The sequence below is a fragment of the Salinicoccus hispanicus genome (genome assembly GCF_009831115.1).
GTDB classification, from domain to species: domain Bacteria; phylum Bacillota; class Bacilli; order Staphylococcales; family Salinicoccaceae; genus Salinicoccus; species Salinicoccus hispanicus.
Genome location: NZ_WUUK01000005.1, coordinates 150,659 through 168,148, shown reverse-complemented (window position 1 = coordinate 168,148; position 17,490 = coordinate 150,659). Strand labels below are relative to the sequence as shown.

Here is a 17,490-nt window from a genome sequence, read left to right as displayed (position 1 = left end):
AAGTCAAAGGTCCTAATCATGTAGACTGAAAATAATAGAACTTTTTATAAAGGGAGAACAAATATGCCGCAACTGAACAAAACATCCTTACTACTTGGGCTGGTCTGGGTGATCGTCTCATTTACACTCGCGCAAACTGTACTTGAAGAGTGGCTCTTTTCAATGAATCTGATTGTCATTCCACTCATCATCGTTGCACCGGTGCTATTGATTAGAATTCTTTTTGACTATATCCTCAAATACGACTTCTTTAATAAAAACTACAAGAAGGATAGGAAGCAACGTAAATAAGCTTCATTGGAGGAGAGGACATGTCTAAAATCAATGGTACCGCCGCTCTAGTTGGATTTGCCTGGCTCATCTTCTGTAGTATTTTATTGATGACTGTTTTTGAAGAATGGTATCATCGCTCCCATTTTGTACTTCTGATCATTCCATTGGGCATGTTTTTTATAAATTATTTATTTGAGTACATTCTCAAGTATGATTACTTCGATAGAGATTACGAAAGAGATGAAAAATAGACCGGCGTCCATATGCATATGGATGCCGGTCTGCCTTATGTTTAGAACCCTGCGGTCCAGCCGCCATCGACTGTCAGAACAGTACCGTTGACGAAGCTGGAAGCATCAGATCCGAGGAAGAGTGCAGCTTCGGCAATCTCTTCAGACTGGCCGGTCCGCGGAGAAAGGCCATGGGTCATGCCAGCACGCTGCATGCCGAAATCACTGACACCTTTCATGCTAGAACCGATATTGGTTTCCACTGCGCCTGGTGCGATGCCATTGACACGAATACCGTTCTTCGCATACATGAATCCGGTGTTTTTTGTCAGTGCCACCACGGCATGCTTGGAGGCACCATAAGCGACACCGGCATGTGCGCCGTTCAGCCCACCAGTTGAGATGGTGTTGACGATGACGCCTTCCTTCTCTGCATTCATCCAGTAATTCACTACCTTGCGCATCGCACGCATGACGCCTTTAGTATTCACATCGAAGATCTGATCCCATTTTTCATCTGTAATTTCTCCTACAGGTTCAAAACCATCCATGATGCCTGCGTTATTGACGAGAATATTCAGTTCACCATATTCGTCAATCGTCGTATCGATCATTTTTTCTATCTGATCGATATCGGTTACGTTGACACTCATTGCTTTCGCTGTACCGCCGTCTTCCATGATTTCTTTTGCGACCGTCTCCGCACCTTCCATATTGAAGTCTGCTACAACGACTTTCGCACCTTCTTTGGCGTAGAGCTTGGCAATCGCACGTCCCATGCCGGATGCAGCACCTGTGACAATTGCTACTTTACCTTCTAACTTAGCCATAACTTTCTCCCCCTGATTCAAGTTGATTGATACACTTACATTTTATTCCTAATTGATAATATTGCAAGCGTTTACATCTATTGGCATTACCATGTATCACTCTGGAGCAAAGATGAGATATGCATATGTTTGCCATGCTGTGGCACGGGTAAATATGCATTAACCGTAGAGTTGAAATGGAAACATTTTGACACGGTAATGAAAAAATAAATTGATCAATGAAATTAAACTGGAGGACTAATCATGAGAAAAATGGAAACGTTTATCGACGAAAGAGAAGTCAGAGACAGAATAGACCAGTTGAAGTCACAGGGCGTAGAAGAAAATAATATCACGATTATCGCTAATCGTGACCTGAATATGGGTGGTACATTTGGAGATTATTCCGATGTGAACATCAAAAGTTCCGAAGGCAGCCCGTGGGATAAGGTTGTGTCATTCTTTACAGGTGAAGATACACGGAATCAGCCGGTTGATGATACGAGCATGACAGCCGGTGAAGAAGAAGAGTTCAGACAAGCGTTGGACGAAAATAAAATTATCCTTTATGTCGATGGTGAATCATCAGCATCTGGTAATGTTGCCACTGCTTCAGAAGGTGCAACTGCAAGGACAACCGACGACTATGCTGCAACAGACATTGATCGCGATACAGGCAATTCATTTGGCGACGCTACTGGCGTTTCAGAGGGTGCAACTGCAGGGACAGCCGGTGCCTATGATGCCACAGACCGCAATCGCAACGTTGCATCTGATGAAGAGACGATGGAACTGCGTGAAGAACGCCTTAAATTTGAAAAAGAAAATGTTAAAACAGGTGAAGTGGGTGTCGACAAGCATGTCGAAACAGACCATCAGGAATTTGATGTACCTGTAGAACGTGACGAAGTGACAGTCGAGAGACGTCCCGTGGATAATGAAAGACCTGCAGACGACTCCGCCTTCATCGAAGGAGACGAATCCATCAGAATCCCGGTAAATGAAGAGCGTGTCAACGTCGACAAGGAAAGTGTTGTTTCCGAAGAAGTTGTCGTCAAGAAAGATAAAGTGCAGGATAAAGAGCACGTTTCTGAAGATGTCCGTCACGAAGATGTGGATATCGACGAGACGACAAGAACAGATAGAAGAGACGATAGAATATAAAATTAAGTGATGATAAGCCCGACTCAGAAGAGTGGGGCTTATTTTTAGCTGTAGATTGCGATGATTTCCACTTCTATCGCGTTCGCATCCATGATGATCGGCTGTAATTGCTTCTGATTTCCAATATCGTTCTCCATTACTTTTCTCGCGTTGCTGTCGAGGTTCATAAAGTCTTTCAATGGATCAAATAGAGTGAACGTTCCCTCATATATCCTCTTCACTTTGGCAAGGATGATGTTATCCTCCCCCAGCTCATCGAATTCATTTTCCTCGATCAGTATGCAGTCCTTATGGATCCTGCTGAAGATCAGTGTATCCATATCGTTGTTGTAGACCGGCAGCTTCACTTTGTCGAAGTCGAAGACCATATTGAACAGGTCCGCGTCATCGGAAGTCGAGCCCATCAGTCCGGAATTTATAAGCTGCGTCTTCATCAGATGCGACATCTCATACATATCGAAATCTTCGTGTATTTTCAGAGGCATTGTCGCTCTGAAGATCATCCTTCTGCTCAGATCCTCGATATGCCTTAATGGATCTCCCGTTTCAAAATCCACAAAGTAGTCATTATGCTCAAGGCTCTTCTCCAGACTGATCAGCTTTGATGGTGCATTATTTATAATTTCACCCTTTATGACAGACGACTTGCCCAGTCCGAACTGTGTACTATCGAATCCCAGTTGGGCCCCTTTATCCGTCTGAGATTCGATTTCCCTGAATTCCACAGCCTGACCGGCACTGGCGAATGCATAATAGGTGTCATATAGGTTTTCGTTGAAATAAAGCAAGTTATAGAACATGATCTGACCTCCAATGTCATAGGGTGGCTACTCTCTAGAAGCATTATGCTCCAGATGCATTTTCACCATCCTATTTTCAAGTGTCACCCGAACGTAATCATATTATAACACGAACATATGTTCGATTAAATACGAACGTTTGATAAATAAAATTTTTAAATCCAGTTTGTCATGGCTATTTAAGGAGACACGTGAGGCTAGTACCTTCTGTCAGGTAAAGTGATAGAATTGAAGTGACTATGACGAAGGGGTGAAGGATATGGATTTTGAAACAGTGATGGAGAATCTGGAGAGCCTTGGCAAGGAAAGGAGCAAGAAGATGTATATATCTAATGGTGCGAAAGAACCGCTCTTCGGTGTTGCGACAGGTGCCATGAAGCCGATGGCCAAGGAAATAAAAATCGACCAGCCACTGGCAGAGCAGCTATATGCGACAGGCAACTATGATGCCATGTATTTCGCAGGGGTCATCGCAGATCCGAATGGGATGAGCGAAGCAGATTACGAGCGATGGATTGATCAGGCATACTTTTATATGCTGTCCGACTATGTGGTTGCGGTGACACTGGCGGAAGCGGATATTGCACAGGATGTTGCTGACAAATGGATCGACAGCGGAGAAGAGCTGAAGATGTCGGCTGGATGGAGCTGCTACTGCTGGCTGCTCGGCAGCCGAAAAGACCATGAGTTTTCTGAAGAGAAGATTGCTGGTCTGCTGAAGCAGGCAGAGGCGGAAATCCATGATGCTCCGGAGAGGATGAAAGCTTCCATGAACAACTTCATCTATACGGTCGCCACCTCATTCAAGCCACTGCATGAAGCAGCGATAGAAACATCGGAAAAGGTAGGCATAGTCGAACTTAAAAGAGAAAATAAGAAGCCCGCACAACTGAATGCACATGAGAATATCATGAAACAGGTGGAGAAGGGGAGAATCGGGTTCAAGAGGAGATATGTAAGGTGCTGATAACAACTGAAATATGAAAAATACTCCCCAGAATAAACTATATTCTGGGGAGTATGAATTTTGTCCTATATATCCTATCTATACACCAGTCCGCCATCTGTAACGATTGCCTGACCAGTAATATAATCGGCCTTGTCGGATGCAAGGAAACTGACGAGATTCGCTACATCCTGTGGCTCCTGATAGCGTCCGAGTGAGATGGCACCGGAGAATTCCGCGAATGCATCTCCAGGTTCCATATCGTCATTGTATTTGACCATTTCCGCATCAATACGATCCCACATCTCGGTCTTCGCTACACCCGGGCAGTAGGCGTTTACTGTAATATTCTCTTTTGCGAACTCCTTGGAAGCGGAGTGCGTCAGCGATTTGACTGCGTGCTTGGTTGCGGAATAGGCGCCGAGCATTTCATAGGATTCGTGCCCCGCGATACTGCACGCATTGAGTATTTTTCCTTTACTGCCCTGTTCCATGAACTGTTTGGCAGCCGCCTGTGTACCGAACATGACGCCATTGACGTTGATGGCAAAGATCTTGTTCATCTGTTCTTCGGTCGTTTCGATGAACGGGGCGACGATATCAATGCCTGCGTTATTGACGTATACATCCAGCTGGCCGAAACTATCGACTGCTGTTTTGACAAACTCGGTATGCTTGTCCCGCTTCGATACATCTCCCACTACAGAGACGACTTCATACCCTTCGTTCTTGAATTCTTCTTCAGTCGATTTCAACGCATCTTCATTAATATCCTGCAGGACGATTTTGAATCCATCTTTCGCGAGCTGTAATGCGATACCTTTACCTAGACCCGCACCGGAACCTGTAACAACTGCAACTTTATTCATCTACTCATCCTTTCAAATTTAATCCACTTCCTCTTTACCCTTAATCGAGTAAAACAATTTTAAAAATGAGGGATAAATACTTTTTCTAAAGATATTCGTATAAAAAGATTATAAGTGATAAATGCATATAAAAATTATAAATAAATTATATTATTTACGTACATTTATGTTATTATTCTATTTATCGTTCGTATTTTAAATAGATAAAGTGGAGGAATTGTCATATGGATAAGTTCAACAATAAGTGGATGCGCGCTGTGCTCCCGGCTTTATTGATTCACTGCAGCATTGGAACAGTATACTGCTGGTCACTCTTCAAGGGAGACATTGCCGCCTACATGGGAAGTAGTGTCGGTGATGTGGAATGGGCATTCAGTATTGCCATTTTCGTTCTTGGGATGTCTGCAGCTTTTGGTGGAAAGTTTGTCGAGAAGGACATTCGGAAATCGTCTCTGCTTGCGGCAGTATTCTTCGTTGCCGGGATGGCGGGCACAGGTTTCTCCATCGCCCAGCAGTCACTGATTGGCGTCTATATTTCCTACGGAGTTGTCATGGGGATTGGTCTTGGCATCGGCTATCTCACACCGGTGAAGACATTGATGCTCTGGTTCAAGGAGCAGAAGGGGCTGGCGACAGGTCTTGCGGTTCTGGGATTCGGATTGGCGAAAGTCATCGCAAGTCCGCTGATCGGCCAGTTGCTTGGTGCCAGAAACAGTGAAGGTGTGCTCATCAATCCTGAAAATGTCTATACGATGTTCTATATTCTGGCGGGTGTCTATCTGGTGATGATGATGATCGGGCATCTGATGATCAAGAAGCCGGACGGCTATACGGAAGCCATCGCCCAGGGGCAAAAATTTAATTACATAGAAGTATTGAAAAATAAAACATTCATCGGTATCTGGCTGATGTTCTACTTGAATATTACATGCGGATTGGCATTGATCTCACAGGAGAAGGGCATTCTGCTGTTCGTTGGATTCGGTGCAATCGGTCTCGTCAGCTCACTGACTGCTGTTTTCAATGCCGGTGGCAGACTCATGTTTTCGGCGCTCGGTGATCAGCTGAAAGACCGCAACTCGATCTATAAGATTATCTTCATTTCATCCATTACAGTTATTCTATTGCCACTCGTATTCAATAATATGAATGGGGTAGTCATGGCATTTCTCATCATTGCTCTCCTGTGCATCATCAATGCAGGCTATGGCGGGGGATTCTCATCCCTGCCGCCACTTCTCGCCGACCGTTTTGGACTCCATGCCATTTCCACTGTCCATGGTCTGGCGCTATCCGCCTGGGCCATCGCCGGGCTGACCGGCAACCAGCTTGCAACATTTATACTCGATCAGACAGGATCCTACAACGTACTGCTGTTTGTCATCATGGCACTCTTCACCGTTGCGATGCTGATCAGCATATTCGTCGTCAAACCTGGAAAAGTGGACCTGCCAGGTGAAGCAGTGGAGCGGGAGAAAGCACTCGCCACCAGCTGACTGCATGCTGTATCCTTCGACGTTTATGAATACATGAGACGGGAAGAGTACTTTATCATTAACGATAAAGGAGACGGCTATAAATGAGTAAGACCATTATGATAACAGGTGCTGGTTCCGGACTGGCGAAAGGCACAGCAATTGGGCTGGCAAAGAATGGCCACAAGGTGATTGCCAGTGTTGAAAACCACCCGCAGAAGACGGGACTGATGGAAGCGGCCGAAGCGGCTGGTGTGGACATCGAGATCTTCAAAATGGATATTACGAACCCGGATGATCGGGAACGCATGAAGCGCTACGAGTATGACGTATTCGTCGCCGATGCAGCAGTCAATGAAGGCGGTCCGATCTGGGAAGTGCCGATGTCGGCACTGCGTCAGATGTTCGAAGTGAACGTATTCAGTACACTTGAAACGGCACGCATCGCAGCGGAGCAGTTCGTCGAGAAGAGACAAGGTAAGATCATCTTCATGTCATCCATGGCAGGCACGATGGCTGCAGCCTACAAAGGGCTTTATTCCTCTACCAAGCATGCCCTTGAAGCCATCGCCAAATCGATGCGCCAGGAGATGGAAGAGTTCAATGTACAGGTGGCTACAATCAATCCGGGTCCATTCGAGACCGGTTTCAACAAGCGTGCAGTAGAAGAGAAGTGGGAATGGTTCGATCCGGATAAACACCATACTTCCGTCGAGAATCTGAAAGAAAGTGAACAGGGTCTCGATCAGCAGAACGATCCGCAGCTGATGATCGATAAGATGGTGGAAATCATTCCGATGGATCATCACAAGTTCCGTACCGCATTTCCGGAGGATACAGCGGAGAATATGCGTAAAGAGGAAAAAGAAAACTGGGAGATCGAGATATAGTGACTGATGATCTATATAATGTAAAGTAAAAAACTGGCGCCGATTTAATATCGGCGCCAGTTTTTCTGCTGTCTAATTTCAAATATTCAATAGAGGAAATCACCCTCCATATGATAAATATACTATCTTTCTCCAACAACAGTGAACCGCTCGTTGACGTGTTTTGGATTTTCAATCTCATCCAATACCGCAATGGCGTAGTCGGCATAGCTGATGTAGCTTTCGCCCTCGGAGTTCGATAGGAGATGATCCTGCCCAGTTTCGTAACTACCGGTTCTTTTTCCTTCGGCATCAAAATCTGCTGAAGGACTGATGAATGTCCATGTGATATCAGACGTCTCTTGAAGTTCCTTCAGATTGCGAGCTTGTCCATTCGCTGTCGGTTTAAAGGCATCTGGAAAATCGTCTGTGTCCGCTACTCTGAGAGTCTTGTCTTCGTCAACAAACAGACTGCCTGCACCACCGACGATGACTGCTTTCGTATCTGTACCTTTCAGTGTCTCAATCAACGCGTGTCCTGCATCAACGTGAGGCTGTTCTTCACCGATTGGTGCACCAAATGCGTTGACCACAACATCAAGTGCATCCAAATCCTGTGATGATAAATCATAGATGGATTTTTCGACAACATTGACATCCGCTGTCTGAAGTTTCGAAGCATCTCTTACGATTGCTGTAACTTCATGTCCACGATCCACTGCTTCTTTTAGAATAAGACTACCTGCCTGACCTGTTGCCCCAATGATTCCAATTTTCATTTGTATCCCTCCAATGGTTGATAGGGTCATATTACCACGGAGATGTCCTACTCACTTTATTTATGCTCACAATTAAAAGAATCTTAAGTCCGGGAGACTGGGGCATGGCGGGAAGTTCATTTAATCCGGGTCGTTTAGTATCATGACCAGTCCATAAAAAACCTGTCCTTCGTATAGTACAAAGGACAGGACTGTGGATTAAAAGATTTTTTGTCATGATTTATTTGATCACCTAGGCGATGGAATTGCCGAGTACGCTGTTCACATCGTTAACTACGACAAATGCATTTTCATCATAATGCTTGATCAGACGCTTGAGTCGGGTCAATTTGGATTTATTGATGACGACATAGAGGATGTCGTTCTCTTCCCTGGAATAGAACCCTTTGCCGTTCATCATCGTGACACCGCGACCGATCTCACTGTTGATCAGCTTGCCCAATACTTCAGGTTTCTGTGAAACAATGGTGATGGCTTTTTTCGGGTTCATACCTTCTATCATGAAGTCCATGACTTTCACATTGATATACATCGCAACGACAGTGAGCAGTACCTGCTCGATTGTCAGTACCGTCAGGCCGATTGTAATGACCATGAGGTCGAATACCAGTATGGCATTCGCAATTTTTATATCCGTATACTTATTGACGATCCGTCCGAGAATGGCCGATCCAGCCGTCGTCGCACCAATGCGGATGACAAGACCATTACCGAGACCAAGGAACAGGCCACCGAAAATGACATTGAGCATGATTTCATCCGTCTGTATGACAAATGAATCTGTAATTCCGAGGAATATGGACATCATGATGACCGCAAATATTGTGTAGTACATGCCGCGTCTGGATAGGAACTTGAATCCGATCACGAGCAGAATACCGTTCAGTACGAGTGTGGAAATAGCCGGGGATATATCAAACGCGTACAGGATGATGATCGCAAGCCCCGATACGCCGCCATCTCCGAGGTTCCCTGGAATCATGAATTGGTTGACCCCGATCGAGAATAGGAAAGCCCCCAGTATGACAGCTGCTATATTCAGCAATGTCTGAAGTGTAATTCTCGGCGTCATGAGTATTTTTATATTTTCAAAATTGATTTTGTTCAGCCCTTTTTTTATCATTTCAATAACCCTCCTTGTGAATCGTTTATTAATGCCGCTGATTCATAATAAAGGGGATGGTAACAAATTTCAACTCATTTACTCATAGTCCTAATAGAAAGATAATTCAGCCTGGAATCCTTGCGGCCCAGGGGATTTGAGCATTTTTAAAAGTAAGCGTTTTCCTGAATGAATAAAGGATAGAGTGCAAAGATATTGATACAATAAAACGAGCAAAGAAGTGAGTTTTCATGAAAGTTGAGGTTCAAGACTATAGAGAAGAATGGATCGATATGTTTGAAGAGGAAGCTCAGAAAATCAGGGAAATCTTTGGTACGGTATTCGCGGATATCCAACATATTAAGCTGTTCGTAATTCTTCTAAGAGGGGATTTATGATTCCAGAGAAGTGTCTTCCAACTTTACCAACTATAATTATCAAAAATGAGAGAATTGGAAATATTTTTTATAGTAAATGCAACAAAATATGATATAGTAGGCTTATAAATATGTTGCATTTGCAACAAAAAGGAGGAGCTATGAAGGATATATTAAGGGATATTGGCATTATATCCAGAGCACTCGATTCGATCAGCAACATAGAGTTCAAAGAACTTGATCTGGCAAAAGGTCAGTTTGTCTATCTCGTAAGAATTTGTGAAAACCCTGGAATTATTCAAGAGAAATTGGCGGAGATTTTAAAAATTGATAGAACAACTACTGCGCGAGCTATTAAAAATCTAGAGAAGAATGGGTTAATAACCAAAAAAACAGATTCAAATAATCAAAAAAACAAGTTGCTGTTTCCAACCGAAAGAGGAGAAGCAATCTATCCATTTATAATTCGCGAAAATGAACATTCCAATGCTGTGGCTCTACAAGGATTAACCGAAGATGAAATTGATGTCTTAATAGGTTTATTAGAAAGAGTTAAAGACAATGTTTCACACGACTGGCTACGTGTGAAAAAGGATATAAAAGAGAGTATTAAAAAGGGGAATAAATAATGATCAGACAATGTACAATTGAAGATCTATCTGAATTAAAGGAAATAAGCTACGTCACATTTGATGAAACCTTTAGACCACAAAATAAAAAAGAAAATATTGATGCCTATTTAAGTACGGCATTTACATCGGAAAAAATACTCAAGGAATTGGAAAATCCGCATTCATATTTCTATTTCATTTACTATCAGAACAATTTGGCAGGGTATTTAAAAGTTAATGTTGAAGATGCCCAGACAGAAGAGATGAAAGGTAAGAGTCTGGAAATAGAACGTATCTATGTATTAAGTAGATTTCAAAAGCATGGATTGGGAAAGCAGCTGTTCAATCAAGTGCTGGATCTTGCTCAAGAGATGAACCGGAATAAATTATGGCTGGGTGTGTGGGAGAAGAATGCTAATGCAATTCGTTTCTATGAGAAATTAGGATTTCAGCAAATAGATGAACACGCTTTTTATATGGGTGACGATCGTCAGATTGATATCATTATGAGTAAATCTTTAAAGGGCTGAAGAGAGGAGTTAATATGTACATTCCAAAATATTACCAAGTAAATGATTTCAATGAGATCAAAAGCTTCATCCGAGAAAACTCATTTGCAGCAATTGTCTCATATGACGGGGTTAAACCCATTGCAACACATGTGCCTGTCAATATTCAGGAAACAGAAGGCGATTTATATGTTTCCGGTCATTTTGCAAAAGGGAATCAGCAATGGAAAACGATGGATGATAAGCAAAATGCTCTAGTCATGTTTCAAGGGCCACATGGCTATGTATCATCAACGTGGTATAAAGAAGAAAATGTTCCTACCTGGAATTACCAAAGTGTACACATATATGGCACCAGTGAGATTCTAAGCGAAGAAGAATTGATTGAAGATTTAACAAGCCTGTTGAACAGTTATGAAGGTCATCGCGAAAAGGGCGCAACATGGGATAATTTATCTGAAACTACCCGTCAGCAAGTTAAAGGTATCGTCGGCTTCAGAGTTAAAGTCGATGAAGTCCAGGCAGCGTATAAATTAAGTCAAAATCGCAATGAAGAAGACTATGAGAATATTATTAAAGAATTAAGGTCTTCTAAAAACAGAATGGAAAACGAGCTGGCTGATGCTATGAATACATTTCTACCTGAATTATAAGTGTTAAAGTTCAACACATGGTCCTCTTCATTATTCTATATAATTTGACATATACTACATGAGTCTCCCGTAAGAAAAAATAAAAAGCCTTTGGCATATTACCTAGAGTTAAAACCGACTTTACACTTTAAAAATGTCAGTAAGTTCTAAATTTGAAGGCGCTTACATTGAATGTTAAATAGATGTCCGATATACTGAAATTGGAATTAGATATACATTTTACTATAAAAGGGGTTTTTGTAAATGGCAAGATTAGAGGGTAAGGTTGCAGTGATCACAGGGGGAGCTGGCGGCATGGGTAAGGTGCATGCAAAGCTCTTCGTTGATGAGGGTGCTAAAGTTGTCATCGCAGATTTAGGCGCTTCGGATGGGAAAAAGACGGCAGACGAACTTGGAGACCAAGCAGTATTCATTGAACTCGATGTCACCGATGAAAGTAACTGGACGAAGTTGATCGAAGAAACAGAGAATAAATTCGGACCGATTAATATACTCGTCAATAATGCTGGTATTGTCGTATCCAAATCAATTGAAGATACATCGTTGGAAGATTTTCGCAAGACAAGTATGATTAACCAGGATGGTGTTTTCCTAGGTATGAAACATGTCTTGTCATCGATGAAAAAAGCCGATAACGGATCGATTGTTAATATATCTTCTATTTCTGGCATGGTGGGCAGTGCGAATACCAGTGCTTACATTGCATCCAAATTCGCAGTCAGAGGACTGACAAAAGCTGCTGCAGTAGAATTTGCTCCCCATGGTATCAGGGTCAATTCTGTGCATCCAGGTACAATACGCACACCAATGACAGAGCAGGAAGATGTACGAGAAATGGTAAAAGAATTGGAACAGAAGATTCCTCTTAAACGTATGGCCGAGCCGCAAGAGATTTCCAATCTCGTATTGTATCTGGCTTCTGATGAGTCGAGCTACTCTACAGGCACAGAGTTCGTCGCAGACGGCGGTTTGATACAACAGATGTAAAGTGGTCATGTGTTAGTAAATCCAGTAAGATTATAAAGCGAATAATAAATACAGAACTATATAGACGGTGTGCTCATTGAGCACACCGTCTATATAGTCTATCGTCACTCTGATTTTTTTATATCAGTTATTAACGGTGTTGGAAAACTGTAGATGAAACTTAAGCTGATGTACAATCGTTCAGATTGTGTTTCCGTAATCTTGGTCTTTGTCAATTCACCGGGCTCCTAGCGATTATGATAGAGGAGCCAACCCAGTTGGAAAAGTACGTTTACAATTTCCGCCGATAGACAGATCAGAAAAAGTCAAATATTCTCCTGTAATCTGGGAGGGGGTTGGAAGTCCACCTACATAGCCATTCATCTTTTCTTGTATATTAACAGGATATGGCTCAATGGTTCTGGTCCACGTAAACGATTCGATGCTCGCTTTTTCTTGTATACGATGATGTTGAAATACTCAATCGTAATTACGAAGGTTGATGGCGTGATTATGATATTGAATGATAATCTTCTTTATTTCGATGTTATGAATCGATTCTTTCCTTGATGATTATTAAAGAATCTTTTTGTAGATATAGAAATGAAAAATGCATTGTAATGGAAATGAAAGTTTCAACTGAAAGACTTTAGTCTGGTCTTGAAATTATTATATATAAAAAAAAATTAAATTAGCCTTATCACTACAAGAAGATAAGAAGGTGGATATCTATTGTCTTTTCATATCTTTGCTTGTAATTCACATAATTGTTACAGTTCCGAGAAACGTATTTGAGTAGGCTTGATATAATTGAGCGGAAGGAGGGATTCAAATGAAAAAGTATTTAATGCCAGCTTTAGTAGGTTTAATGGTTATTCTAACAGGATGTGGCAACGATTCAGCTTCAAATGAAATAAATGTCAAAGAATTCGTATCACAGCTGAGTGCCAGTAATATCGTAGAGTCGGCTTCAATAAATGATAAGAATATTGTTGTTCGGAATGGTGGAGAAGAGGAGGTCCATGATCTTCCTGAAGATGAATTTTTTGTATCGATAGCGCCTTACCTTACATATACGCATCCATGTGAATTCCATAATCTGACCGGGTGTCAGGGTGAGGTGGCAAATGAAAAGGTGGATGTGAAAATTACAGACGAACAAGGGAAGGTACATATTGATGAGACAGTAACAACCCTTGAAAATGGCTTTATGGATCTCTGGTTGCCCAGAGATAAAAAATATACAGTAGAAATCAGTTATCAAGATAAACATACCGAGTATGCTTTCTCCACTTTTGATGGAGATAGTACTTGTTTGACTGACTTGCAGCTGAAGTAGTTATTTCCGACTTGAATCTCTGAACACTTCCAAAGTGTTCGGGGATTTTTATGTTTGTATACCAGCTGAATAAATCCCTTTATAAAATTCGATTTTGGAAATCGTTTACTTGTTTCATTATACCCCTAAGGGGTATAATGAAATTAAGACAAAATATTAGGGAGTGATAGAATGAATCATCATAGTCAGGAAGAGACGGCCTATCATGAGCACGAAAGTCACAATGGGTCTCATGATGAGGCACATGATCACGATAATCATGGGCACGGTGCACATGATCATCACGGGCATATGGTGACAGAATTCCGGAATAAGTTTCTTATTGTTCTGATATTCACCATTCCCATCCTGCTCCTGTCACCGATGATCCAGAATTTCATGGGAGTCGATTGGCGCTTTACAGGGAACATTTATATTCTCGCTGGCCTGTCCACATTTGTTTATTTCTATGGTGGCTGGCCTTTCCTAAAGGGTGCTTTCGATGAACTGAAAAACAGAGAACCCGGGATGATGACACTGATTGCCATGGCCATCTCCATCGCATTCTTCTATAGCATGGCTGTCGTATTCGGGTTCAACGGGGAGCAGCTTTTCTGGGAATTGGCAACCCTGGTACTGATTATGCTTCTGGGGCACTGGATTGAAATGCGGTCCATCAATAAAGCATCCAAAGCCCTGGAGTCACTTGCATCCCTGATGCCAAGCACGGCAAGCCGCATTACTGAGAATGGCGAAACGGAAGAAGTGCAGGTTGATGATATCAAAGCAGGGGATCTGCTCCTGGTCAGACCGGGAGAAAAGATGCCATTGGATGGAAAGATTGTTAAAGGGAAATCGCAAATCGATGAATCCATGCTGACAGGCGAGTCCGTTCCGGTAACCAAGTCTGTTGATGATGAGGTGATCGGTGGATCAATCAACAGGGAAGGCTCACTTACAATAGAAGTAGAAAAATTGATGGATGAGTCCTACTTGAATCAGGTCATCGAAATGGTCAAAGAATCCCAGAAGACCAAATCCAAAACGCAGGACATCACAAATCAGGCGGCCAAATGGCTGTTTTATATCGCTCTGGCTGCCGGTATTATCACCTTTGTTGTTTGGATAAGCATCGGGGCCACTGTGGATATGGCGATACAGAGAACGGTGACCGTCATGGTTATCACCTGCCCGCATGCTTTGGGTCTCGCAGCACCTCTGGTTATTTCTGTTTCTACTGCTTTATCAGCAAAGCATGGCCTGTTGATCCGCAGACGTCCTCAGTTTGAACGGGCGCGTAATATCGATGCAGTGATTTTCGATAAGACGGGTACGTTGACTGAAGGTAGATTTGGAGTAACAGACGTGCAAACGTTCAGTGATATGGACGAAAATAAGATACTAAGCTATGCTGCTACAGTGGAGAATGACTCTGAGCATCCCATTGCTACGGGAATACTCAATGAAGCAGGGGAAAGAAAACTGAAACTGTATGAAATGACAAATTTCAATTCTATTACTGGTGTGGGAATTGAAGGGACAATCGATAACAGGAATATCAAAGTTGTAAGTCCCGGATATATCAGTAGACAGGATATCCCCTTTGAAGATCAGAACTTCAACAAATGGTCCGAACAGGGAAAGACGGTTGTATTCCTGATCATTGATGAAGCGCTGGCAGGTGCCATCGCATTGGCAGATAAAATCAAAGAGAGCTCCAAACAGACGGTTGAACAATTGCACAAGCGAAATATCAAAGCCATCATGCTTACTGGAGACAACCGGAAAGTGGCGAACTACGTTGCAGAACAAATTGGTATTGATGAAGTATATGCAGAAGTTTTGCCGGATCAGAAGGCAGAGAAAGTGAAAGAAATTCAAAAGCGTGGTCTAGTTGTAGCAATGACAGGTGATGGAATTAATGATGCACCGGCGTTGTCACAAGCGGATGTTGGCATTGCAGTCGGAGCAGGGACGGATATCGCTATGGATAGCGCAGACATCGTTCTTGTAGACAGCAATCCTAAAGATATACTGGCCATATTCAGTCTTTCCAAACGAACCTATAATAAACTGGTCCAAAACCTGATATGGGCAACCGGCTATAATATTTTTGCCATCCCATTGGCTGCAGGGGTTCTGGCGCCTTGGGGCATTGTACTCAGCCCGGCTGTGGGTGCGATACTGATGAGTTTAAGTACCATCATCGTAGCCCTCAATGCACAATTGCTGCATCGATTTGAAATGGATTAAGATAGAGTGATTTTTATACTATGTGCATGAAAGATAAAGGAGTCCATCCAGAAATGAATGGGCTCCTTTATTGATCATTATATATATTAAAATCCAATTCGCCGCAAGTGATGAATAGAAGAATGCTGCTACTTAGGCTTTTGTACGGTAGTCCAGATTATGTTTCTGCAGTGTTTCGTCTTTACCAAACAGGAAGTGTTTCTCCATGTCAGGAGAATACTTTGAGTTGACTGCTTCTACACCGACAGCCTCCGCAACAGACCGGAGCATAGCGGGTGAGGCACCACAGCATAATCCGATATAGTTCACTCCAATAGCGTGCGCCTTCTTTGCCCACTCGGCGAGCTCGTAGCGGTTATGATAGAGTGGGTCCAGTGAAGTCGGGAAGGTTGTCTCAAGAGGCAAGTGGCAACTGCATCCACCATCCGGGAGATTGAAGAAAGTCGGATGTGCATCTGTCGTGCGGTAGGGAATAGGCAGTCCACCGACGTATCCATCCACCGCTTCACGTATCTTTTCAAGATAGGGCTGCATGGTGTCTGGCCCACGGAAGCAGTTCATACCCACCACCAGTGCACCTTTCTCAGAGAGTATTCTACACGACTCTTCAACGGTAAAGCCATCTCTTAATATGTTTTCTCCCATGAGTCCCAGCGTGATGACAGCCGGCATATCCTGCTTCAAAATCTCTTCCAGAGCAATGACTGCTTCTTCATGATAATAGAATGTTTCTCCGTTGATGTAATCCACTTCTTCTTCCTTGCACCATTGGACCATTTCAGCGAACATATTTCTGACCTGTTCCTTTGATTCAGGATTTTCATGATCAAAGAGATTTGTATTGGAAATATTGCCCGCGACCAATGCTTCTTCTACGGGATGCTCCTTTGCCACTTCTTTTGCCAACCGGATAGCGTTCCGATTCAAAGGTTCCAATAGCTCTTCCTTACCTATGATTCTCATCTTCTCCCTGTGGGCGTTGTAGGTAAAAGCCAGAACCACATCGGAGCCAGCATTCATAAAATCACGGTACGTCTGTTTGAGTGCTTCCGGATTATCCAATGCAACTTCTGGTACAAAAGACCCCGCCTGCAAATAGCCTCTCCGTTCCAATTCAAACAGGTACCCTTCACCTGCGATCACCGGGCCATCTTTCAATCTTTCTTCCAAACTACGCTTCATATGAATTGCCTCCTTGAATTTAAAGAGAAGGTTTGGAACTTTTATTAACCTAATCTTTTTTGGTTAAGGCAAGTCTACCATGATACGCATGGTGTAAAATAATACTGATAATTCATGGTTGGATATAGTGTAAGGCTATAACCCCGAAAGATATACATGGTATGAAGGTATAACACAGATTACGGAGTGATCATTTAGCCTTAATCGGAATGGATAAGAAATCGTTGAAGATGATGTCCATTTCCAAACACTATTTTGATATTCTGTTGTTATTCGTTGACGTAGGAACACCGCCATTCATTAGA

18 protein-coding genes are annotated in these 17,490 nt (G+C 42.8%); 12 read left to right on the top strand and 6 right to left on the bottom strand.

Features of this window, described 5'->3' with window-relative positions; translation table 11 throughout:
- Positions 1-63: 63 nt before the first annotated feature.
- The gene (locus GQ671_RS12335; protein WP_160657740.1) at positions 64-291 is read left to right on the top strand and encodes a hypothetical protein; all 228 of its coding nucleotides are present in this window, start codon (positions 64-66) and stop codon (positions 289-291) included.
- A gap of 20 nt (positions 292-311) precedes the next feature.
- A complete protein-coding gene (locus tag GQ671_RS12330; protein ID WP_160657737.1) occupies positions 312-524 on the top strand; it encodes a hypothetical protein in 213 nt (70 codons plus the stop codon).
- Positions 525-565: 41 nt separating this feature from the next.
- On the opposite strand, the gene GQ671_RS12325 is transcribed toward GQ671_RS12330, so the two are convergent.
- Positions 566-1,333, bottom strand: coding sequence for an SDR family oxidoreductase (locus GQ671_RS12325; protein ID WP_160657735.1), 768 nt, complete (start codon positions 1,331-1,333; stop codon positions 566-568).
- A 243-nt stretch (positions 1,334-1,576) separates the two neighbouring features.
- Between GQ671_RS12325 and GQ671_RS12320 the strand changes: the two genes are divergently transcribed.
- Entirely contained in the window at positions 1,577-2,476 is a 900-nt protein-coding gene (locus GQ671_RS12320) for a YsnF/AvaK domain-containing protein (RefSeq protein WP_246153261.1), read from the top strand.
- A gap of 44 nt (positions 2,477-2,520) precedes the next feature.
- On the opposite strand, the gene GQ671_RS12315 is transcribed toward GQ671_RS12320, so the two are convergent.
- Complete coding sequence (locus GQ671_RS12315; RefSeq protein WP_160657733.1) at positions 2,521-3,276, bottom strand: hypothetical protein; 756 nt, start codon at positions 3,274-3,276, stop codon at positions 2,521-2,523.
- Positions 3,277-3,535: 259 nt separating this feature from the next.
- Between GQ671_RS12315 and GQ671_RS12310 the strand changes: the two genes are divergently transcribed.
- Entirely contained in the window at positions 3,536-4,243 is a 708-nt protein-coding gene (locus tag GQ671_RS12310; RefSeq protein WP_160657730.1) for a DNA alkylation repair protein, read from the top strand.
- A gap of 74 nt (positions 4,244-4,317) precedes the next feature.
- On the opposite strand, the gene GQ671_RS12305 is transcribed toward GQ671_RS12310, so the two are convergent.
- Complete coding sequence (locus GQ671_RS12305; protein WP_160657727.1) at positions 4,318-5,091, bottom strand: acetoin reductase; 774 nt, start codon at positions 5,089-5,091, stop codon at positions 4,318-4,320.
- Between the two features lie 224 nt (positions 5,092-5,315).
- Here GQ671_RS12305 and GQ671_RS12300 point away from each other — a divergent pair, with 224 nt between their 5' ends.
- Complete coding sequence (locus tag GQ671_RS12300) at positions 5,316-6,587, top strand: OFA family MFS transporter (RefSeq protein WP_160657708.1); 1,272 nt, start codon at positions 5,316-5,318, stop codon at positions 6,585-6,587.
- Between the two features lie 83 nt (positions 6,588-6,670).
- Positions 6,671-7,456 carry an SDR family oxidoreductase gene (locus GQ671_RS12295; RefSeq protein ID WP_160657705.1) on the top strand — a complete coding sequence of 262 codons (786 nt, stop codon included), beginning with the start codon at positions 6,671-6,673 and terminating at the stop codon, positions 7,454-7,456.
- Between the two features lie 122 nt (positions 7,457-7,578).
- Here the strand turns inward: GQ671_RS12295 and GQ671_RS12290 are convergent, their stop codons facing one another.
- Together GQ671_RS12290 and GQ671_RS12285 are read right to left on the bottom strand one after the other, a co-directional pair.
- Entirely contained in the window at positions 7,579-8,214 is a 636-nt protein-coding gene (locus GQ671_RS12290) for an NAD(P)-dependent oxidoreductase (protein ID WP_160657702.1), read from the bottom strand.
- A gap of 232 nt (positions 8,215-8,446) precedes the next feature.
- Complete coding sequence (locus GQ671_RS12285; RefSeq protein WP_246153284.1) at positions 8,447-9,286, bottom strand: YitT family protein; 840 nt, start codon at positions 9,284-9,286, stop codon at positions 8,447-8,449.
- A gap of 568 nt (positions 9,287-9,854) precedes the next feature.
- Here GQ671_RS12285 and GQ671_RS12275 point away from each other — a divergent pair.
- From GQ671_RS12275 to GQ671_RS12250, 6 genes are all read left to right on the top strand, one after another.
- Positions 9,855-10,322, top strand: a complete 468-nt coding sequence (locus GQ671_RS12275; RefSeq protein WP_160657694.1) for a MarR family winged helix-turn-helix transcriptional regulator — start codon at positions 9,855-9,857, stop codon at positions 10,320-10,322.
- Positions 10,322-10,834 (top strand): GNAT family N-acetyltransferase, encoded by a 513-nt coding sequence (locus GQ671_RS12270; RefSeq protein WP_160657691.1) that lies wholly within the window; start codon positions 10,322-10,324, stop codon positions 10,832-10,834. The genes GQ671_RS12275 and GQ671_RS12270 overlap by 1 nt, the downstream gene beginning before the upstream one ends.
- A gap of 14 nt (positions 10,835-10,848) precedes the next feature.
- Complete coding sequence (locus tag GQ671_RS12265; protein ID WP_160657689.1) at positions 10,849-11,466, top strand: FMN-binding negative transcriptional regulator; 618 nt, start codon at positions 10,849-10,851, stop codon at positions 11,464-11,466.
- Positions 11,467-11,709: 243 nt separating this feature from the next.
- The gene (locus GQ671_RS12260; RefSeq protein ID WP_160657686.1) at positions 11,710-12,453 is read left to right on the top strand and encodes a glucose 1-dehydrogenase; all 744 of its coding nucleotides are present in this window, start codon (positions 11,710-11,712) and stop codon (positions 12,451-12,453) included.
- Between the two features lie 811 nt (positions 12,454-13,264).
- A complete protein-coding gene (locus GQ671_RS12255; RefSeq protein ID WP_160657683.1) occupies positions 13,265-13,771 on the top strand; it encodes a CueP family metal-binding protein in 507 nt (168 codons plus the stop codon).
- Between the two features lie 171 nt (positions 13,772-13,942).
- Positions 13,943-16,003 (top strand): copper-translocating P-type ATPase, encoded by a 2,061-nt coding sequence (locus tag GQ671_RS12250; RefSeq protein ID WP_160657679.1) that lies wholly within the window; start codon positions 13,943-13,945, stop codon positions 16,001-16,003.
- Positions 16,004-16,135: 132 nt separating this feature from the next.
- Here the strand turns inward: GQ671_RS12250 and GQ671_RS12245 are convergent, their stop codons facing one another.
- Positions 16,136-17,185, bottom strand: coding sequence for a homocysteine S-methyltransferase family protein (locus GQ671_RS12245; protein WP_160657676.1), 1,050 nt, complete (start codon positions 17,183-17,185; stop codon positions 16,136-16,138).
- Between the last annotated feature and the right edge of the window lie 305 nt (positions 17,186-17,490).